The 20,484-nt window shown below is 44.6% G+C and carries 13 protein-coding genes and 3 pseudogenes; 6 read left to right on the forward strand and 10 right to left on the reverse strand.

Annotated elements, in window-relative coordinates; translation table 11 throughout:
- Positions 1 to 129 precede the first annotated feature (129 nt).
- Positions 130 to 657 carry a hypothetical protein gene (locus tag AM1_RS37135; RefSeq protein WP_012168477.1) on the forward strand — a complete coding sequence of 176 codons (528 nt, stop codon included), beginning with the start codon at positions 130 to 132 and terminating at the stop codon, positions 655 to 657.
- Positions 641 to 1,285 (forward strand): hypothetical protein, encoded by a 645-nt coding sequence (locus AM1_RS37140; RefSeq protein WP_012168478.1) that lies wholly within the window; start codon positions 641 to 643, stop codon positions 1,283 to 1,285. Before AM1_RS37135 ends, AM1_RS37140 begins: the two co-directional genes overlap by 17 nt.
- A gap of 69 nt (positions 1,286 to 1,354) precedes the next feature.
- On the opposite strand, the gene AM1_RS37145 is transcribed toward AM1_RS37140, so the two are convergent.
- From AM1_RS37145 to AM1_RS44635, 6 genes and pseudogenes are all read right to left on the reverse strand, one after another.
- Positions 1,355 to 4,378 carry a DEAD/DEAH box helicase gene (locus tag AM1_RS37145; RefSeq protein ID WP_012168479.1) on the reverse strand — a complete coding sequence of 1,008 codons (3,024 nt, stop codon included), beginning with the start codon at positions 4,376 to 4,378 and terminating at the stop codon, positions 1,355 to 1,357.
- Between the two features lie 431 nt (positions 4,379 to 4,809).
- Positions 4,810 to 5,217 (reverse strand): hypothetical protein, encoded by a 408-nt coding sequence (locus tag AM1_RS38180; RefSeq protein WP_012168480.1) that lies wholly within the window; start codon positions 5,215 to 5,217, stop codon positions 4,810 to 4,812.
- Positions 5,217 to 5,852 (reverse strand): ParA family protein, encoded by a 636-nt coding sequence (locus AM1_RS37155; protein WP_012168481.1) that lies wholly within the window; start codon positions 5,850 to 5,852, stop codon positions 5,217 to 5,219. The genes AM1_RS38180 and AM1_RS37155 overlap by 1 nt, the downstream gene beginning before the upstream one ends.
- 936 nt (positions 5,853 to 6,788) lie before the next feature.
- Entirely contained in the window at positions 6,789 to 7,709 is a 921-nt protein-coding gene (locus tag AM1_RS38185) for a hypothetical protein (protein WP_012168482.1), read from the reverse strand.
- Entirely contained in the window at positions 7,709 to 9,085 is a 1,377-nt protein-coding gene (locus AM1_RS37170; RefSeq protein WP_041661556.1) for a ParA family protein, read from the reverse strand. The genes AM1_RS38185 and AM1_RS37170 overlap by 1 nt, the downstream gene beginning before the upstream one ends.
- 439 nt (positions 9,086 to 9,524) lie before the next feature.
- A pseudogene (locus AM1_RS44635) lies at positions 9,525 to 9,773 on the reverse strand (hypothetical protein); the annotation flags it as partial.
- 394 nt (positions 9,774 to 10,167) lie between these two features.
- On the opposite strand from AM1_RS44635, the pseudogene istA reads away from it, so the two are divergent.
- Together istA and istB are read left to right on the forward strand one after the other, a co-directional pair.
- Positions 10,168 to 11,220, forward strand: a pseudogene (gene istA, locus AM1_RS43845) (IS21-like element ISAcma26 family transposase); the annotation flags it as partial.
- 382 nt (positions 11,221 to 11,602) lie between these two features.
- The gene (gene istB, locus AM1_RS37180) at positions 11,603 to 12,421 is read left to right on the forward strand and encodes an IS21-like element ISAcma26 family helper ATPase IstB (protein ID WP_012168214.1); all 819 of its coding nucleotides are present in this window, start codon (positions 11,603 to 11,605) and stop codon (positions 12,419 to 12,421) included.
- A 78-nt stretch (positions 12,422 to 12,499) separates the two neighbouring features.
- Here istB and AM1_RS37185 read toward each other — a convergent pair whose 3' ends face one another.
- The gene (locus tag AM1_RS37185; protein WP_012168485.1) at positions 12,500 to 12,898 is read right to left on the reverse strand and encodes a hypothetical protein; all 399 of its coding nucleotides are present in this window, start codon (positions 12,896 to 12,898) and stop codon (positions 12,500 to 12,502) included.
- Between the two features lie 479 nt (positions 12,899 to 13,377).
- On the opposite strand from AM1_RS37185, the gene AM1_RS37190 reads away from it, so the two are divergent.
- Positions 13,378 to 13,677: a hypothetical protein gene (locus tag AM1_RS37190; protein WP_012168487.1), complete on the forward strand. Its 300-nt coding sequence runs from the start codon at positions 13,378 to 13,380 to the stop codon at positions 13,675 to 13,677.
- 52 nt (positions 13,678 to 13,729) lie between these two features.
- On the opposite strand, the pseudogene AM1_RS39505 reads toward AM1_RS37190, so the two are convergent.
- From AM1_RS39505 to AM1_RS37200, 3 genes and pseudogenes are all read right to left on the reverse strand, one after another.
- Positions 13,730 to 13,915 (reverse strand): annotated as a pseudogene (locus AM1_RS39505) (hypothetical protein); the annotation flags it as partial.
- Between the two features lie 24 nt (positions 13,916 to 13,939).
- Positions 13,940 to 16,030 (reverse strand): pentapeptide repeat-containing protein, encoded by a 2,091-nt coding sequence (locus tag AM1_RS38190; RefSeq protein WP_012168489.1) that lies wholly within the window; start codon positions 16,028 to 16,030, stop codon positions 13,940 to 13,942.
- Positions 16,031 to 16,143: 113 nt separating this feature from the next.
- A complete protein-coding gene (locus AM1_RS37200; RefSeq protein ID WP_012168490.1) occupies positions 16,144 to 16,638 on the reverse strand; it encodes a hypothetical protein in 495 nt (164 codons plus the stop codon).
- A 353-nt stretch (positions 16,639 to 16,991) separates the two neighbouring features.
- Between AM1_RS37200 and AM1_RS37205 the strand changes: the two genes are divergently transcribed.
- Positions 16,992 to 20,480 (forward strand): pentapeptide repeat-containing protein, encoded by a 3,489-nt coding sequence (locus AM1_RS37205; protein WP_012168491.1) that lies wholly within the window; start codon positions 16,992 to 16,994, stop codon positions 20,478 to 20,480.
- The last annotated feature ends 4 nt before the right edge of the window (positions 20,481 to 20,484 follow it).

Genomic DNA, 20,484 nt, shown 5'->3' on the forward strand with positions numbered 1-20,484 from the left:
AGGACGTTGGTGGGGATGGAAATAATTGCCTTTTTAAGGGCTTTTTAATGGCTCACAGATTTGATTGAGTCCTATCAGCCCCTCGATTTTGATGATCTATCACGAGTTTTGATCTAAAAAGAACGAACCATGCCACTGCCCCCGAACCCAATCTGTCTTCAATGCATCGACTATTCCCGAGGGGAAGCAAAGCGGATTCATGGGCCGCAAGGGGATGGTTGCTGGACGGATAATCGGTGCGATCGCAAACGACATCACTACCGCTACCGCAAGGAAAGCAATGCTAAGCGCCGAGGAGAATACGCTAGTCAGAAAGCAATAACAACCTCAACAGAAACGACTGAAACCTTCTCGATTCCCGTCCAAACCCCAGCCGTGGCGTTGCTCTATCTCTACAAAGATAAGCCCAAGGATGCCCATCTCCATGCTCTGGCTGTCAGTGTCTGGCAGGGGAGTGAGAAGTTAGCGGAAATTGAGGCCGTCCACTGCATGGGCATGACCAATACTCAGGTGAATCGGTATTTGAAAGAGGTGCTGAGGGTACTAAAAGTAAGGTACGGCATCACAGAGTTTGAGCCGCCGATTCGCATGGAGCCTTCTGAGTGCGAAATTGCTGACTGTCCCCTGAAGGATAAGCGCCATGTTCAAACAGCTTGAGCTAGATTTTGCTAGTGCTTTGGCTTCTGCTTTAAATGAACCGGAGCAGGCTGATATTTCTCTGATGTGTGCATCGTTGGATCAACATTTACAGGGTCGTTCTCCTCATGAACAGCTTCGAGTAGCTGGGGATGCGATCAAGGATATGGCTGAGGTTTGTCTTCAACGGGCAGAGCTAATGATCCAGGGTTGGGAAGAACGATACAACTCTGAAGGTCCAGTGCTGGATGAGGATTTTTTAGCTGGGATGGTGCAGCAGACCATGTTTTTGGATATCTCTGATCTTTGTCGTCAGCCGAAATCACGGAAAAGTCGCCAGGGGTTCACGGGGGAGCCTGTTGAGTCAGTTGTGGGTGATGTTAGCAAGGAATCAGTGCTGGAGTTTGTGGATGAACTGGAGAGTGGGAAGGAAGTGGCACTGAAGGTCAGTCACGTCGATGATGTTGGAGCATGGGTGAATGCGATCGCACAGTATTTGGAGAGGGCTTCGGAGGCGTTGTCGTTTGCGGAATTGGTGAAGGGGCTGGGGATGCCTACTGTTGTTGTGCTGATCGGGGTGCTTTTAGGGGGCTTTCAGATCGAGCAAACCAGAGATTTTTATGGGAGTAGCATTTGGATTAAAATTTGAAATTTTTGAAAATGCAAGTGGGTCAAGACAAAGCAAGTTGGGACTGGTCGTATGGATGCATTCAAATATTTAGGCTGCTGCTGGAGGGCGCAGGGCAATTAATTCTGATGCTCTTTTCTTACCCAAGATGCTGGAAAGTTGGAGTTCTGAACAAGTCCAAACATCCTGACTTGACTTAACACCATTGTTTAAGAGGGCAAGATATTCACCACGGTACAGACGCAAAGGAACCGACAGAAGCCCAAGAGCCTCTGTTGGGAGACCTACCTCAAGCTGCTGCTGCATTCTGTCTACCTCCTCATCAGAAGGATTATTCCCAATATGTATCAGAGCAGCTAGCTGATGTGCTGAGCGTAAATAAAGCCGAGTTGCATCGGCAAATTTTTGGATATCACCATACCCAATTTTTCCTTGATATGGATTAGGGGTATATAGCCGTTCTATCTCCTCGATGGCTACTCCATGCACCCAGTCCCAAAGCAATGAAGCACGTTTACACCTTGCAAAATAGTCAAGCTCTCCTTGTGCTAGGTGTTGCAGAAGTCTAACAACTTCAGTTCCATAGCGCTCTGAAGCTTGTTGAGGGCGGATAGATTCACTTCTGCCTTTCTTCATCATTGGAGTATAGCCACCATCTGACTCTGGAAGCTGCTGCAGAAGAGCGACCAATGTAATTACAGATAAATCATCAGTTTGAATACTACGCACTAAGCGGATTAGGCGCATGGCTGAGTCAAACGACAGAGCAGACTCACCAACGGCCCGACCGAGAAGAGTCAACTGAATATAAACATCCTCTTCTTCGATCAAGTCCTGTTCCATCATTAACTCAATCAGTTCCTCCAGATGTTGTTTCATACGATCTCGCCAACTGGGATCTGAACGATTGGCAAGATACCCTCCATAGGTATTGGAAAGAACAGCCACAATCTCAGCTCTTTGAACTCTCTCCATCTGTGCTAGCAATCTGACAAGCCACGTCTTTAGACTTTGTGAATCTAACGAAGATCGGATAGGCTCCAACTGCCCTTGAACGTATTGCCGGAACAAGCTCTGCCTTTCGTAGCTGTTGTCAGCCAGTAGAATGGCTTGCCCTCGTGAATTACTTGTATGTCCCGGTCTACCAGCACGCCCTGCCATATTCTTGTATTCAGCCACAGTGAATTGTCGTCCATCTTGGCCAACGAATTCATGTTCAGCCAATATTACAGTTGAGGCAGGGGTATTAATCCCTGCTGCAACAGTTGTTGTGGCCGATAGTACTCTGACCTGTCCATCTAGACTTCTGAAAGCTTGCTCAACGACTTCTTTCTCTTCCCGTGTCAAGTTGCGATTATGAAATGCAGTGCCCCCATGTAGGCATTCCCGGAGAGCTTGAGACGTTGTAGGAAGGTCATATTGGGGTAGGACTGAGATCGCTTCGGTTGCAGGAGACAACCCTAACTCTTTCGCCAGATAATTGGCACATCCTTGTGCTGGCCCTTTCTGATTACGAAAAACAATAACGTTCTCTCCCTGCTGCACTAACTTCTGGACCAATGGCACGATGACATCTTGACTACTCGCTTTTTTTCTTCTGACCTGTATTTCACTGGGAGAGAGAAGCTGAGTGACCTGCTCATTTCCATCGGTATCAACAAACTGGAATATACCTGACCGATCTAGGGCACCCTCAACCAGCGGTACTGGCCGCTCTTGAGAAATTAATTTGTCACAGTCTAGCCATTCATCAAAATGGTTAACATCACCCACTACTGCAGAAAGAGTGATGAGCTGTATCTGAAAACCTCGCTGCTTGGCAGATAGAAGATATGTGAGCAGAAGTTCCACGCTTATTCCACGAGTTGGATCCGTTATAAACTGAGCCTCATCAAGGACGACTAGACCAAGCTGATTAAGCACCCCAGTATTGCTCACAACCAAGTTCAGAAACATTTCGTAAGTCAGTAAGGCTAAATCGTATTTGCCTCGAACAAAGAGATCGGTTTGATCTACATAATCACCACAGCAGCGGATAACCCGCATTCCGAGGCCATCACCATACACTTGAGAGAACTGCTCATATTTTTCATTTGTGAGCGCTCGGTATGGAAGTAAAAATACAGCCTTACGGCCTTCGCATATTGCCTGGATTGCAGCCAGCTCACCCACAAATGTTTTCCCCGAACCAGTGGGTGCGATCGCTAATAGTGATGAACCATCAAGAATTCGATAATCATTGATCGCTTGAAGCTGGAGGTCATTCAGGGTGGGAAACTGCTTGGCCCACTGGTTCAAGATTGTTAGGGGAAGGCCAAACCCGGCTAATTCTTGAATATCAGCATCTACTCTTAACCCCCCTTTTTGAGGGAACTTAGTATAGAAATGCGGCCCCGGTTTAATGGGTGGAAGAACCAGCCCTCCAGTAACATGGCCAAAGAGGACCGGAGTTTGCGCGATTCTCATCTTAATCGCAACGCTTCTGGCCTTCTCAACGACCTGGGCACTCATTTCTACTAAATCAATGGTCGGGGATGTTGTTTCTATGAACGTATCAATCAATGCCTTGGTGAGTAACCCATGCCCTTCACCAGGAACCTCATAAGCCTCTTCACTCTCCCTAGATGCCGCAAGTAATATTCTTCCCTCTCCAGCCAAGGTAGAAACGGACATGCTGATGCTCCTTGATACTGGGATATCTCCTAAAACTTTTGCTGGTGCCCCTCCACTAAAACAACAGTCAAGGATAAACAGCACTGCTTTAGCTTGAGTTTCCCGAAAATAGTGTGCTAGCTCCTCCATCGGGATTGTGGTGTCTGCTGGATCAGTGCGGCTCGTGTCATGAGCCACGATTTGATGATTGGAAGTACCATGCCCCGAGAAAGAAAGGATCACGGTATCGTCTGAAGTTGCCGCTCCCAAAGTGGACTGCAGCAGTTGACGAATTCCATGTAAAGAAGCGTCCTTATCGGTGATGAGTTTTGCTTGAATGTCAGGGATGGAGTCACTGAACAAGGCCCACAGTGCCTCAGCATCTCGTCTAGCACCTGTCAATTCAGGAATTGTGATGTCTGCGAAGCGATCTACACCGATAAATCCAGCCAGAAGAGCCATTTTGATGAACCAAGCAATGCGAACCTATATATAGTAGTCAAAAATAATTTATTCTGCCTTCAAACACTATATATGGACTAAATAATTCTTGCTATCATCAAATCTGTCTCCTGTGACTAACTCCGGCATAGCTCGCCGGAAACTCAGATTGATGGGAAATGGCAATCAGTATTTTTTTGCTTTTGATTCGAGCTGACACAGGCAAAGCCGGAATAACAGTCTGACTATGGGTACCATATACCTGAAGTAACCCACTATTCTTTAATGCCCAGCCTTACCAAAGTCGCTGAACTCACTGAGATCGCAACCTCAACCCTTGGTGAGTTCGCAACTGTGAAGTCATGATTATGCAGCAAAATCAATGATGGAAACGTAACAGATATGCCTGCTTATGCTGCAACTCCGAGGGCAGTCATCACCGTGGGTTGCCATTATTGTGAAGATACATATTTCATCCAAGCCTGAAGCAGTTCATCTTCAGATATACCTCTGAGTTGATCTGTGTGTTCCAGCATTGCAGCAATAGCAACCCGAATTAGTGTATTTTCTGTAATCCTCTCCCCAGAGTTTTTTCTGGCCCTATTGAGCTGCCTTGCAAGCATTGTCAATTGATCTAAGTGCTCTTGAGGTAAGCGAATCTCTTTTCGCTCCATTGTCAGATACTTTGGAACTTCGTTACTTACAGACTCAGGAAGTTCTTGAGTTCCTTTAGCTAGTTCTACCTGATGGCTAGACACATAATTATCTTTGACTTCAGAACTTTGTGAGTTAGATTCTTTGGAACTAACAGAGTTCGTAAGTTCGTTACTTAGTAAATCTGTTATTTTGCGTTTAGCCATTATTTTTGACCCTTCAACTCTCTTACAAGTTCATCAACCACTTTTCGATAGTCGTTTGCAGCTTCTTTCCCACCAGAACCTTTGTATTCAGTAATGAGTTTGCCATCTAGTATTGCCCTTTCATGAGCTACCAAATAGCGCACTACAGCGTTAAAAACTGGAATATCTTCATCCATTAGTTGTGACTGCATGTCTAGTGCCTCATTGATCCGACGACTATCTACACGCGAAAGCAATACACGGTAGGCAGTTTCTGAAGGAACTACCACTTGCCCAATAGTTCTAGTTAGCTCTCTAATATCTAACGGGGAAGGAGGTGATGGAAGTATCGCAAAATCAGAAAGCTTAAGAGTGATGGTCAGTGTCTCATTATCCAAGCCAGGAGGTGTGTCGCAGAGTATATAGTCATACCCACCTATTTTCCTTAGCTTAGATATGACATTGTGATCAGTTTCATGAGCCACATCAAATCCTGGTGATGCTCGATCACTTATCCAAGACAAGCTACCCTGTGGGTCAGTGTCTATAACTAAAACCTTTGTCTTACGCTTTTTTGAGAGGAATGCTGCAACACTCAATGCCGTAGTTGTCTTACAGCTCCCCCCTTTTCCTGAAGCGATTGTGATGATTTGCATTACCACCTAATTAAAGATACTTGCAGTTTTACATAAAGTCTGTAAGTTTGTAACCCATAGAATTCCTGGCTTACAAACTTACAGACTTATAAGCCTTTGGACTATGCAGCAGATTGTATGTATCCATGCCTAGTCAATGATCTACAGACTTACGAATTTACGAACTTCGGAACTTACTGAGATACTGAGTTGTAAACTTTGGAGACTACAAAGCATGTGACTTTGTTACCCACAAGTTTGTGAGCATATAAGATACTAACTTATATAGTTACGAGCTTACAGACTTCCATAGTGACAAGCCTACAAATTTAAAAGCTGCCAGATATAAACAATCAACTTACGAGTTTACTGACTTTGAAAGTAACAAACTTACAGAGTTGCTGATTTACAGAGAATATAGCTCAGGTATCTATAAACAAGCACAAGCTTTACTCATTTCAATCAAACAAACGAAGTTACGAACTTACGGACTAACATAGTTACGAGCTTAAAAAGTTAAAAACTGTCAGACAGAAACAACCAACATACTGATTTTCAGGCTTTGGAGACAACTAGCTTACAGAGTTCGTAACTCTGATACCTGTAAACTTATGTACTTAGTTAGTTACAGAGTTACTAACTTACGGAGTCTTGAACTTTACACACTACAATCTAAGGAAGTTACGGACTTACAGACTAATCTAGCTACAGACTTACAAAGTTTTTAACCATCAGCTATGAACAACCAGCAAACAGACTTACGGACTCCGAAAATAACAGACTTACAGAATATCAAGCTTACGAAATATTTCTCACCCCTAGACCCAAGCTACCCGCTCTCGATCCAGGTATATGCATACTGTCTTTTCAATTAACTCTGTCTTTTCAATTAACTGGGCTTAATCATAGAGTTATACCTAGGAACGGTAAACCTCAACAAGAGCAATTACAAACAGGTTAAGCAGTCAATAAATCAACAAGCTCAGCCTTCTTGATACCCTTTGGTACTGTAATTTCTCGCTGTATAGCCTCTTTTTTCAGATCAGAAACTTTCATCTGTTCGAGTAGATACCGCACATTATTAAGATAAGGTGGAGCGCATGGCTTCAAATGAAGTATCTGATCTAGTCCTTTAAGCTTTGAAGGAGTTAAACCACACTTCAGTTTGGTCAAAGGCTTGTAATCATGCCAATAGAGACGTTCTTTAGATGAAAAAATAGCACTGGCAAGCTTTGTAAGATTTACATCTACTAACTTACACTGAGGTAAACACGCTGCTGTCTCAAAGGCTTCTAATAACTCAGCTTCTGATGCAGTATTTAAAATGATTGGGTTTATTTCAATGGGTAAAGGAGCTGCATCAAACACTTCTGATAATACTTGAAGCTTACTCTTCGTAAGACCACACTTAAGCTTCGTCAAAGGTGTGAGCGAAGACCATCCCCGCCGGCCAGCAGCCTGGTAAATTCGATCTGCTACTAGTGCAATGTCTAACTTACCTAATTTTCCACGCAGATGCTGTAACGCAGCAAAAATCATGTCATACTCAGCGCTACAGATATTGATTGTGAGAGGTATTTGACCAGTTAATAGCTTCACTTGTTCTTCCGCTGAAGCATCTTCTGGAACAACAGCAACCCATACATACTCTTGTCCAGCAGCTTCCATTGCTAGAAGAATATGCTCATTACTTATCGCCTGATATTGTCGAGGTTCCGGTTCTTGCACTATTACTGGGATCCAATTTCGTAAATCTGGCTCCTGCAATATTGAGGAAAGTGCTGCAATCTGAAAACCGGACCCCTGTGATTCATCAGAAACTTGGACTTGTTCAATAGGTACTTGAATAAGCTGTCCAATATCTTTAAGGCTTAACATTAGAGCAATACCTCCCGAATCAGATGTTCATAAACCTGCTTAGCACGCCGATATCTCAATGGGGCAGGAACATATTTGGGGCCTTCCAATGGGGCACGACAAATCTCAATTTTGTATGGCAATTCAAAGCAGTGTTGACCTCTTCTAAATCTTTTTGGTGGCATATAAAAGAAGTTATTAAAAGCATCTTTCCACTCATTGTTCTTTGCAACTATATCTGCTAAATATCTATAACAGTTTCGGGCTTGTGCATCAGTATGCTGATATTGGTTAAGCACAAGGGGAAGTAAGTTCGGCCCTCCTTCCTCAAGAGCAGCCCGCCTCTGATTAACTTGAGGGATGAAATTGGTTACTAGAGCTTCTAAATTCCTGAGAGATGCACGGTCAATATGACTAGCTGGGACTAACAAGGTGTCAGACGCCTGAACACCTGCTTGGGCAAACCATCTCCAATTGGGCGGCATATCAATCAGAATATAGTCATAGTCTTTTGATAATTCTTTTAGGCGATTTCTAAGAAACTCAAGACGAATTTCTTGCTGAATTTTTACATCATGTGACTCTAGAAAGCTTTTATCAGCAGGTATAAGGTCAAATTGTACCTGTTGTTTTCCTTGGCTGAAAGAACAATGCTGAATAATGGCTTTACCGGGTACTTTTCCTTTTAAGAAATTCCATACTTTCCCTTCAACAACTGGTTGTTGAAGGGAATCCGTAAGATCTGCTTGGTTAGGATCGAAGTCAACTAGCAAAACCTTTTTCTGACTTTGTGCTAGAACAATACCCAAATTAGTGGTAAGAGTAGTTTTCCCAATTCCACCTTTGTTGTTGTAGACACCAATAATGATTCCACGCTTATCTTCTTGAAGAATTCTCAATAAGCAGTTTGAAACTTCCTGAGCGTTTTGAGTATTTAACGAAAGAATAGATGTTGCAGGGTGAACAACCTTGTGAAATCGCTTAAATAGTTGTAATTCCCAACCGTTAGATATTAATCCAAAGTGAGCACTCATTGCATTGTTACCAAGCAGTTGCTCTTTCAATTGTGCAAAGGCTTTCCAGTAATGAGGGCTGTTAAGAGACAGTTGTTGGCCTGTTGATTTCAGCTCAACCAGTAAAAAGGGATCTTTTTGTTGCTGAAAGAAATTATTGCCTTCTTTATCTGGGTAACGGCAAGCGATATCAGATTTTCGTGATGGGCTTGAATTAGCCTTGAATTGTGGGACTCGATCAAGCTGTCCAAACTCAAGAGTTACCAGTAGCTTCTCTATGATAGGGGTTACAACATTACCTTCATCTCCAGACCCTCTAACTGTTGGTCTTGAATCTAGCTGTAATTTCAATTCTGCTAGTGCATGTTCACTGATCTTTGGCATTAATTTAAGCATTCCCTGAAAAATCGATTATTTCCGCTGCTCGAATTGAAATAATTTTCTGAGTTAGCTACAACAAACCATGCACAAAATTTAAATATTTGAAATTTGAGATGGATTATTTTTTAGTGCTTTAAAAATTATGCCCAGTAAAGAATACTTATTCATACACTCAATTAACTTTGTATAGCTAAGTACCTTTGGACGATTGTGGGAAGGTAAAGATGATCTGCTTGAGGCACGAAGAAATAAAGTATCAAAGCTTAAGTCATGTCAAAGCCTAAATCGATTCCAACCTTTCGCTTAAATGCCCGTATAGTAAAGGTTATAATCAACATCGACTAAAACTTGTCATTTTTTTAAAGGGGTTTGCAAGCTACTCAATAGCGACTTACACAACAACCAGTCACCCCCAAACCATACTCACCCGCTCCCGATCCAACTACACCCCGATCATCTCCTCGATCCGCTCAATGGTTTCCCCTGGCCGCAGACTTAAAACCTGCAACACGTCGAATGTGTACTCCAATTCAAGGGTGTACTCGAAACAAAATTCAGGCGTTGCAAATGAAATTTTGATGAATGGCTTACTACTGCCTTCGACGGTGATCCATTAATTCCCTGAGCTGCTTCGGGACACCGTGAGATACTCAAGTTGACCCTTTTGCCTGATCTGCTGAACCAAGTTCTTTGTTTGTCATCAAGCTCAATGATTTTTCGATCAGCACCTTGCCTAACAATCGAGGATGAGTTTTATGCCATGGATTGGACAAACAGGGATTTCGTCTTCTCGATTCGTGCGATACCAATACTGATTGCATTTTTCGACGTGACAGACATACCGAGGGTATTAGACGACAATCGAGCTGACGGATTAATGACGATGTCACGTCGGCTATAGCTATGAAGAAACCAGGCATCCCCTGAGAAGGATAAAACTAGATCTCAATTCCCTAGAAATGATGTGTGAGATCGCGTTTCTAGAATTCAATCTCAAGAAAAAAGACACTTTTTACATCCCTAATCAATAGAGGGCTGTACAAGTGCCTAACAAAAGAATTGATTCCTATCATACTCGTGTTTATATGAACGGAAGAGACCTCGGCTTAAAACAAGCTGATGCAGCTTACATTGCCGAAATATCTACAAGAACCGGACAACGAATTGAGGCCGGCACCCATCAACCTAATCGCGGCCGCCTTCAGGACCAACGCACCGTTCCCGACCCCTTAGCTGATGTGTGGGAAGACGAGCTAGAACCAATGCTGCGTCGAGACCCACGCCTCAAACCCATGACCCTGTATGAGTACCTGCAGGATAAGTATCCAGGCCAGTATCCCCAAGTCCTGCGGACCCTACAACGTCGGGTGAGAACGTGGAAAGCCTTACATGGACCAAGCCCTGAAGTGATGTTTGAATTGCGTCATGAACCAGGGGTACAAGGGTTCTCCGATTTTACAGAACTCAAAGGCATCACGATTACCATTGCCGGCAAACCCTTTGAGCACCTGATTTACCATTACCGTCTGGGATACAGCGGCTGGCGATATGCCCAGATCATCGAAGGAGGCGAAAGCTTTGTCGCCCTCTCAGAAGGATTGCAAAATGCCTTTGCAGCCTGTGGAGGTGTTCCTACACAGCATCGTACTGATAGTTTGAGTGCAGCCTATCGCAACATGGGCGGCCGCCGGTCCAAAAACCTCACTCGTCTGTACGACGAACTGTGTGACCACTATCGGCTAGAACCCACTCGTAACAACAAAGGTGTAGCCCATGAGAATGGCTCCATTGAATCTCCCCATGGTCATCTGAAGAACCGAATTAAGCAGGCGATCTATCTGCGCGGCAGTGCAGATTTTACGAGCGTTGCTGAGTATCAAGCCTTAATTGATGCACAGGTTGCCAAGTTGAATCAGCAGTGCCAAACCAAGTATGAGCAAGAGAAAGACCATCTACAACCACTGCCCAAATATCGAACCCCTGACTATGAAGTGCTCACGGCTAAAGTCAGCAAACGCAGCACCATCGATGTTCGCTGCATTCTATACACCGTCCCTTCTCGACTGATTGGTCGTCAATTGGAACTGCATCTATACCATGACCGGATTGTCGGCTATCTGGAGCGACACCCGGTGGTGGAATTGCCGAGGAAGCGCGTCAGTGGCAAAGGCAAACGTCGCGACCGTTGCATCAACTATCGCCATGTTATTGGTTCAATGCGATTGAAGCCTCGTGCTTTTATCTATTGCACCTGGCAATCAGACCTACTTCCCAATCCTGAATACCGCCAAATCTGGGAACAGCTCAAAGCCCAATTTGACCTGGAGCAGGCTGCCAAGATCATCGTGGAAGCCCTGTATATTGCTGCGGTTCAAGATAAAGAACAGGCCGTAGCAGTGTACTTACAGCAGCAGCTTCGCTCATCCAGCCTTACCCTCAATCGCCTGAAAAAACAGTTTGAGCCGCCTCAGATGAAGCAGGTTCCTGAACTCAGCATTGAACAACATTCACTTGAACTTTATGACAAACTCCTCCCCTCCTGCTCAGTCCCCGCTGAGCCCCTACCAGCACCTGAGCCTCTATTTAAAAAAGCTCAGGCTCTCCCACATGTTGACCCATTGGGAATCTATCGAATCCCAAGCCATGCAGGAAAACTGGTCTTATGCGGAATTCTTACTAGCCTTGTGCGAAACGGAGGCCCAACGAAGAGAACAAGCTCGTCTAAAACGTGCCCTCACCGAAGCCAGGCTCCCAAACGCAAAAAGTTTTACCAACTTTGACTTTAGCCATTGTCCCCAGCTCAATCCAGCTCCCTTGATGCAATTAGCCGCAGATCCGGGTTGGTTGGAGCGCGCCGAGAATTGCCTTATTCTGGGGCCCTCGGGTGTTGGAAAAACACATCTGGCCACTGGGGTGTCCAAAAAGATGCTGGAATTCGGTAAGCGGGTGAAGTTCTTTGCAGCCAACGCATTGGTCCAGCAACTGCAACAGGCGAAGCTCCAACTGCAGCTGCATCCAATGCTCAAAAAACTGGACCGCTATGATCTGTTGATCTTGGATGACTTGGGCTATTGCAAAAAGTCGGAAGCGGAAACGTCCGTTCTGTTTGAATTAATTGCGCATCGCTATGAACGAAAAAGTTTGTTGATTACAGCGAATCAACCCTTCAGCCAATGGGATGACATTTTCACTGATTCGATGATGGCGGTGGCTGCCATTGATCGCTTAATTCATCATGGCTTGATTATCGAAATTCAAGCCGATAGTTATCGGCGCAAATCAGCGACTCAGAGAACGGCTCAAACTCAGTCTCAACCTCAAAAATCCCAGTCCAAATAATCGAGCGATCACTGGTTGTCATTTCGATCACGGGTTGTCGTTTTGTTCTGAAGGTATCGTATGAGGTCTGAAAAAGAGCTAACGCAAAGGGAGTGTACGCCAAATAATACGGTTCAAATTTGGGGGTTGATCCGCCTTGTGGTTGTCGCGACATCGCCTATGGGGTTGACATCCAATACGAGGGCTTTCGACAGGATTCTTAATTCCTGAGAGAGGATAATAGATTCTAAGGGCTTTGAGAATATCTTCAGCAGGATGCCCTTCTTCTAGATATAATCTCAACCAATCGCGGGTGGATTCATTTTCAGCCAATAGGCTTGAGAGTTGAATATGACTCCCTTGTTGGATGGAGTAATCAGTCATCAGCCCCTCTAACTGCCTCTCTAGTCGTTGAGCACTCGGAGCATCAAGAAGTTCTGAAATATAGGGTTGGATCGCCTTAGCTGCTTTACAGATTTCATCAGGTGAATATTTCATTATTCGCTATGCTCGATTACTCGTTGAATCTTTTTTAGATTGCCCCAAAGATGACAATCGCTTCTTATTCGTTCATCAATCACTTGATAACTCTTGCCCCCAGATCTGAGCCACCCTCTCTCGATCCAGATATACTCCAATCATCTCCTCAATCCGCTCCATTGTCTCCGGTGGCCAAAACTTAGTTACTTCAACAAATTAAAGTCTCTTTTAGTTCTGATACTGCCTCAAAGCAATATCCAGACAGCTTTCCAGTGTTTTTGAGCAAATATACTCTCTTCAGTAAAAATACTGGATTTTCTCCCTTTTTCGGGTCAAGTTTATTCTCTGATTTCAGTATTTTTAGCGTATTACCTCTAAAAAAGAAAAACTATTCTTACTCTTGGCTCATTAACTGGTTCTGGTTCAAGTCAACTATTTCGGTGAATGAGTCGCATATAAACGTGCTATTCATTCACTAATTGGGGGGATCACTTTTTATGTCAGTTGCAGTAAATTCCAACAAAGAGCATTCATCATTTCTAAATTTCATTCCAAAATTTAGGAGAACCTTAAGAACATTTCATCATACTCTTGATAGCAATAGTCCAGAATTTTTTATTGACTCAATTGATGATCAACCGGGCTTCTATCAGATGACATCTCAAGGGCCAAGGCTCAGGATTGGGCAGTCCATTGAAGTCGAGCATTCTGGACAATATCAGACTTATCAAGTGGATGATATCGAATTCTACAATGAACTTTCAGATATTTGGACGGCAGTATTGCATAGAATCTAGCTAATTTGCCTAAATCGGTTGGGAGTAAGCGAGAAAGTAATCCTTTGCATTATCACCCCCAAACCCTACTCACTCGCTCCCGCTCCAACCACACCCCGATCATTTCCTCGATCCGCTCAATAGTCTCCCCTGGCCGCAGACTTAAAACCTGCAACACGTCGAACGTATTCTCTAACTCCAAAGCGCACTCGAAGCAAAACTCGGGCGTTTCAAATGGAATTCTGATGAAGGGCTTGCCAATTTTAAGAAATAGATCCTCAGCTCAAGAGCCTTCAGCATCTATCCATCCCCTAACTGTCTCAATGGGTATTCCGATGGGTGCAAACAAAACTTTCAGAGTCTCTACTCCTCCCTCCTTCAAGGCATTCTGTAAACGCTGCCGAAAAGTTGGATCTATCTTTATTCTCTGCTCAACCACAGTCTGTATATCTGTCGGATTAGTTTTCTGCAACTGACTCAGTAAATCCTGAATTTCTTTTGCCGATTCAGCCGGGGTTTGTTTTATTTCTGGAGCGTAGTTGTGTTGAGTGGTTTGTTGAATTCCCTCATTTACTCCAGCCACATTCCCAACTGGAGCATTGATGTTTTGAGTAACTTTATCTTTGTTTGCCATGGTCTGGACCATTGAAAGTAACTGGGCATTTTTTTGGCGTTCAAAAGCTAGAGATTCTTTTGCTAAATCTAATGTTGCACCTTGGAGCTTCATTTTCTCAATAAATTGTTCTTCAAGAACCTTTAGTTGTTTACCATATAACTCTTTAGCTTTAGTTTCTATCGCACTCTTGTTAGCCTCAGGTGGTGCCTCCAGTCGAACAACAAAGGCTGCGCCTTTCTTTTCAATAGCTTGAATGCCAACCTCATATTCATTGAACTTGGATCGGAGTAGCTGAAAAGACTGAAAAAAGGCTTGCCAGTCAATACCATCAACAAAAATAAGATCAATCGTTTCAAGAGACTTCTGGACTAAAGCAACAAATTCACCTGGGCAGAAGTTTCCTTGGAAGGGGCGACGTTCTTCTTGATTTACTTTGAGATAGATGTAATCACACACCACACCTTCAAAGCCAGTCTTAGAATTAATACTCCAATCCTGAATACAAGCCCCTGTCAATATTGCATTTTGAAGTTTGCTGCCCAGGAAATTTGCTCGGTAAAGATTTGAGTTTCTAAGGTTAACACCACTGAGGTTAGCATCATTAAGGTCGGTACCACTGAGGTCTTTTCCTTCCCCACCTTTATTTACCAATTCGTGAACCAACTTCCATTTAGCGTCAATCTTTGTTTCAGCAGAAATTTTGGTATTCCTGAGGTCGGCACCACTGAGGTCGGCATCACTGAGGTTGGCATCACTGAGGTCGGCACCACTGAGGTCGGCATCACTGAGGTCGGCACCACTGAGGTCGGCACCACTGAGGTCGGTACCACTGAGATCTTTTCCTTCCCCACCTTTATTTACCAATTCGTGAACCAACTTCCATTTAGCGTCAATCTTTGTTTCAGCAGAAATTTTGGTATTCCTGAGGTCGGCATCACTGAGGTCGGCATCACTGAGGTCGGTACCACTGAGGTTGGTATCACTGAGGTCGGTACCACTGAGGTCGGCATCACTGAGGTCGGCACCACTGAGGTTGGCATCACTGAGGTCGGTACCACTGAGGTTGGCATCACTGAGGTCGGTACCACTGAGGTTGGCATCACTGAGGTCGGTACTACTGAGGTCTTTTCCTTCCCCACCTTTATTTACCAATTCGTGAACCAACTTCCATTTAGCGTCAATCTTTGTTTCAGCAGAAATTTTGGTATTCCTGAGGTTGGTATTCCTGAGGTCGGCATCACTGAGGTCGGCATCACTGAGGTCGGCACCACTGAGGTCGGCATCACTGAGGTCGGCATCACTGAGGTTGGCACCACTGAGGTCGGTACCACTGAGGTCTTTTCCTTCCCCACCTTTATTTACCAATTCGTGAACCAACTTCCATTTAGCATCAATCTTTGTTGCAGCAGAAATTTTGGTATTCCTGAGGTCGGCACCACTGAGGTCGGCATCACTGAGGTTGGCACCATTGAGGGCGGCACCAATGAGGGCGGCACCAATGAGGGCGGCACCAATGAGGGTAGCACCCCTGAGGTCGGCATAAATGAGGGTAGCACCCCTGAGGTCGGCATAAGTGAGGTTGGCATCCCAGAGGTTGGCACCACTGAGGGTAGCACCCCCGAGGTCGGCACCACTGAGGTTGGCACCCCCGAGGTCGGCACCCCAGAGGTATATAGACTCACCTGTATTCTTTTCTCTCCATTGATTCCAAGCCTCAGCACCCTGCTTCAATAAATCAACTTGTTCTTGATTAGCCATCACACTCTCAAGACATTCCTGGATCAGTCAATACCACTCAGCTCATTTACCAAACTGATGAATGATACCCACATATTCTGAATTGTACTAGCCCCAAAAAGATAGAATCCTGGTTAGAAAGTCAATGATTTATGAGCTGATCCATCATCTCCACCCAAAATCACCCCAGATTTCCCCTCGATTCCATCATCACCCCTCTCTTTCTGCCCGATTTCCTGATCATTTCCACAACCAAACTCATCGTTTTCAGTTCGCTTTTCCATTTCTGTAATTAGATCACTGTCTTTCTTACAGATTTCACAACTTGGTCTATTCTTCTCCAATCGTTGATTCCATTTCGCCTGAAACGCCTTCAGCATCTGGTCTTTGTACGCTTCATTACCTGAATAGCGAATCACATATAGACTCACGGATTCCTCACTGCCCACCTTGACCAATTCATGGGCCACTCGCTTAACCAACTTGTTGACAATGGCAACGGCACTCTGACCTTCACAAACCACATTACGGAAGTGTCGATAAATCTGATAGCGATATTCCAATGCCTTCACCTTGATGTCTTCCAACCGCTGATCGGCCTCCGACATCACCATGATTTCCATCCGCATCCGGGCCTCCACCTGCTCATTCAGAAACCTAACATTGCTCTGTCATTGGAAAGCTAACGTAAAGTATCACCACTGAACTGCTACTTCAAAATCATCAATAAGCCTAAAAATCACCTACTGCGCTGCAAGCAGACAGGGTACGGAATACTATTTCCTTCAAAACCGTAGATTTGGATTGGAATCCCATTTATTCACTTGAAACGGCGGGAAATCTCCCCCCCCCACTAGATTAAAAAATAGTGCCTAACTTTTGTACTTAGCCATTATGTTGGCAATACTCTTCCCCGCAATTTCGCAACCTTCAGATAAACAAAGCTATCATCATGAAGAAATCAGGATAATCAATATCAACAATGAAATCTATCAAGGGATTTTGGCTTTTTCTGGACACTGCTATAAAAGATATCCCTTGGGGAGATGTAGCCCTGCACGGTATTGAAGCCATGAAGGCGTTGCCGGATGCTTCAAAAGCTTGGCAAGACAATGCTGATAAGATTCAACAGCTTGCCCCTTTTGTGCAAAAGGCAGAACCACTGATCAAAGCCCTTGATATTCCAGTGACAAAGTTGGTTATTTCTGGGCTGCCATTTATATCTGCTGGCATTAACTTGCTGAAAATTGGGATTGAACTGGCAAAAGTGGAGTCAACTTTCGAAAGTTCAGTCACAATTGTCGCCCAACTCGCCTATCTCCAGAGTTTAGAAATAGTGTTGGTGAAACAGGATGAGACGATCAAAGCGAAACTAGCGCAGCTATCTCTCAAGGATGTTGTCGAGAAACAGCTTTCCAAATTTTATAGAACGGAACTGACCCTCACTGAGGCAAAGACAGCCACTACCCAGTTTCGAGAGTCCATATTAGTCGAGAAGTTTGGAGAAGCACTGACAGAGCAGTTGCAACAGGTCGGGCTGGACAACAGCCAAACTCAGCGATTAACAGATCAGGTTATTTGGGGGAGTCATCGGTATTTCCATCTGGCGATTGTAGAAGCTGGGGAGAGTGTAGAACCTCTAGCAGAGTTTTACCGTACTGGTGGACAGCAAGAGCTAGAACGCTACACAGCTATCGACGAGTATTTAGAAACGCAGATTAAACCAACACCGCTGGAGCAAGTCTTTGATGAGAGTGCCCCCAGAGTAAGCTTTCAAGATATCTACGTACAACTGGAGGTGCAGCCTTTAACTCAAGAAGGTGAGGTAAAACGTGGTGCTAGCCCCATCTGTAGTCATGAATGGACCAAGAAAATCCTAGAACAGTCAGCCAACCAGACCCGCAAAGTGATGTTTATGGAAGGTGAAGCAGGTCGGGGTAAATCCGTATTTTGTCGCATGATTGCTGATTGGGTGTATTCGGAATTTGGAGATGCTTTTATTCCCTTGCGGATTAGGCTGCGAGACTTACGGGCACTAGCTAACAACTTAACTGAAACTCTAGAAGACTGCCCAGATTTAGAGCAGGCAAAATTCGTGCGTGGGGAATCAAACTGGTTAGCGGATAAAAACACGCGATTTTTCCTTATTTTGGATGGCTTTGACGAAATACTGCTTGAAGGGCGTACCAGCGGAGGTTTAAAAGAGTTTTTGCAGCAGGTGACAGATTTTCAGCGACGTAGCCATCATCAGTTGTTAGTAACAGGACGACCCTTAGCACTGCAAGGAATCGATAGACTTATCACCCAAAACAAGGACTTGGAACGGGTGCGTCTGAAACCTATGAGTGATGAGTTGAGAGAACTCTGGCTGATAAAATGGCAAGCCATATTTGGAACGAATCAGGTCAATCAATTCCGGCAGTTTCTGACGGCCTGTCCTCAAGACATCACTGATACTCTGGCCCGTGAGCCGCTACTGCTCTATTTGCTGGCTCGGCTGAATCGCGAGGGGCATCTGACCCAAGAGATGTTTGCAGATACACAAAAGGGCTTCAATAGCGAAACTCAGGCCAAGCTGCAGATTTATCGGGAATCGGTGAATTGGGTACTAAAGAAACAGCGGCAGGATGAGAACTTACGGCTTTCAGGGTTGGACACCTTGGATGATTTACGGGAGGTATTACAGGAAGCAGCTTTGTGTGTGGTGCAGTCGGGGAATGAAACGGCTCGACTGGAAATGGTGAAACAGCGGTTTAAAGGCAGCAGCAACCCTGTAGCTGACTTGCTGAAGCAAGCCCAAGAAACCACTGGGCAATCAGAAAATAAGGCACTAAACAACTTACTGACAACCTTTTATCTAAAGCCGGGCGAAAAAGATAAACGAGGTTCAGTGGAATTTGCCCACAAGAGCTTTGGGGAATATTTATTCGCAGAGCGATTACTGATCGCCTTTGAAACGTGGACAGAGTTAGATAAACGAAAACGGTTCCGGCTAGATGAACGATCACTGAATGAGCAAATTTACGATGTATTTGGCCATGGCGGCCTGACTCAAGAAATTGTCGCCTACGTGATGGTGCTACTTGAGGAGGGTAACATTGACCGTTTACAGCTGTTCACACGACTCAGTCATTTCTATGACCGCTGGTGCCAAAATGAGTTTTTAGATGCTCTTCCACATGAGAATATTCCGCAGAAGAAAATGATACAACTTCTGGATCAGGATATCACTACCGGATTAAAGCAAGTGGATGTATTTACGGGCTTAAATGCGATGATTTTTCTGTTTAGGCTACATGCATCTACCCAGCCCAAGGACTATCCCTATCTTGGAGACGATACATCTCAACACGAAATCTATTTTTACCCCTGTGGTAAACCTGAGCCTGAAGGCTTGCAAGCAGACCGTCTTCTCAAAATCATTCGTTACGCAGATTCACTCGTACCAGGGATTTTTAACGAAACCGTTGGACCTTACCTAAGCAGCGCCAACCTCAGCAGCGCCAACCTCAGCTTCGCCGACCTCAGCAGCGCCAACCTCAGCTTCGCCGACCTCAGCTTCGCCGACCTTACCAACACCGACCTCCTCAGCGCCAACCTCAACGGCGCCGACCTCCGCAACGCCAATCTCAACAACGCTGACCTTCGCAGCGCCGACCTCAACAGCGCCAACCTCAACGGCGCCGACCTCCGCGATGCCAATCTCAACAGCGCTAACCTCAGCAGCGCCAACCTCAGCTTCGCCGACCTCAGCTTTGCCAACCTCAGCTTTGCCAACCTCAGCTTCGCCGACCTCAGCAGCTCCAACCTCAGCCGAGCCCTGGTTTCTGACTTAACACAGATCGATTATGAGTGGCTATCAGGTTCTAATGATGAATATCTTATTGTTCTTAGAACTCATCAAAACTTTAATATAAGAATTTTCGATTCAGATATAAACTCTAATGATCTTTCCCAACTTCAAACTGCATTAGATGAATTTACTAAAATCTCTGGGTATGAAGAAGTAACTGTAACACGAGAAGAATTAGGTTCCTTCTTCAAGGATATTCGATATAAAATCGCCCGATTGTTTTATGATGATGTGCAAAGAGAAGCAATAGAAACAGGACAAGAGCTTTATCGCACAGGTAAAGCGAATATCTTAACTCGATTGGAGTGGAAAGGAGTTGAATCTTCCAAACAACTGGCTGAAGCAACAGCTGCATTATTGGAAAATGTTGATAAATTCGACAATGTTGTTTTACAAGCTGGGAAAATTATCGTAGTAAAAATTACTGATGAAAATGGGAAATCAACCCTTTGTTCAAGAACCGTTTCTTCAGAGATTAAATTCCTACTAGAACGAACCCCTCAACTGATAGATAATCCCCAAGCTTTATACGATTTGCTGACTAAGAACCCAGAACAACTACAACCAAGCATTGAGAATCGGACGACTTTACCAGCTCCCTCCGAACCCCTCAAGTAACTCC

The organism is Acaryochloris marina MBIC11017, assembly GCF_000018105.1.
Taxonomy (GTDB): domain Bacteria; phylum Cyanobacteriota; class Cyanobacteriia; order Thermosynechococcales; family Thermosynechococcaceae; genus Acaryochloris; species Acaryochloris marina.

Coding starts and splice junctions, on each gene's coding strand:
- AM1_RS37135 (WP_012168477.1), top strand. CDS start 130: ATGCCACTGCCCCCGAACCCAATCTGTCTTCAATGCATCGACTATTCC.
- AM1_RS37140 (WP_012168478.1), top strand. CDS start 641: ATGTTCAAACAGCTTGAGCTAGATTTTGCTAGTGCTTTGGCTTCTGCT.
- AM1_RS37145 (WP_012168479.1), bottom strand. CDS start 4,378: ATGGCTCTTCTGGCTGGATTTATCGGTGTAGATCGCTTCGCAGACATC.
- AM1_RS38180 (WP_012168480.1), bottom strand. CDS start 5,217: ATGGCTAAACGCAAAATAACAGATTTACTAAGTAACGAACTTACGAAC.
- AM1_RS37155 (WP_012168481.1), bottom strand. CDS start 5,852: ATGCAAATCATCACAATCGCTTCAGGAAAAGGGGGGAGCTGTAAGACA.
- AM1_RS38185 (WP_012168482.1), bottom strand. CDS start 7,709: ATGTTAAGCCTTAAAGATATTGGACAGCTTATTCAAGTACCTATTGAA.
- AM1_RS37170 (WP_041661556.1), bottom strand. CDS start 9,085: ATGCCAAAGATCAGTGAACATGCACTAGCAGAATTGAAATTACAGCTA.
- istB (WP_012168214.1), top strand. CDS start 11,603: ATGACAAACTCCTCCCCTCCTGCTCAGTCCCCGCTGAGCCCCTACCAG.
- AM1_RS37185 (WP_012168485.1), bottom strand. CDS start 12,898: ATGAAATATTCACCTGATGAAATCTGTAAAGCAGCTAAGGCGATCCAA.
- AM1_RS37190 (WP_012168487.1), top strand. CDS start 13,378: ATGTCAGTTGCAGTAAATTCCAACAAAGAGCATTCATCATTTCTAAAT.
- AM1_RS38190 (WP_012168489.1), bottom strand. CDS start 16,030: ATGGCTAATCAAGAACAAGTTGATTTATTGAAGCAGGGTGCTGAGGCT.
- AM1_RS37200 (WP_012168490.1), bottom strand. CDS start 16,638: ATGCGGATGGAAATCATGGTGATGTCGGAGGCCGATCAGCGGTTGGAA.
- AM1_RS37205 (WP_012168491.1), top strand. CDS start 16,992: ATGAAATCTATCAAGGGATTTTGGCTTTTTCTGGACACTGCTATAAAA.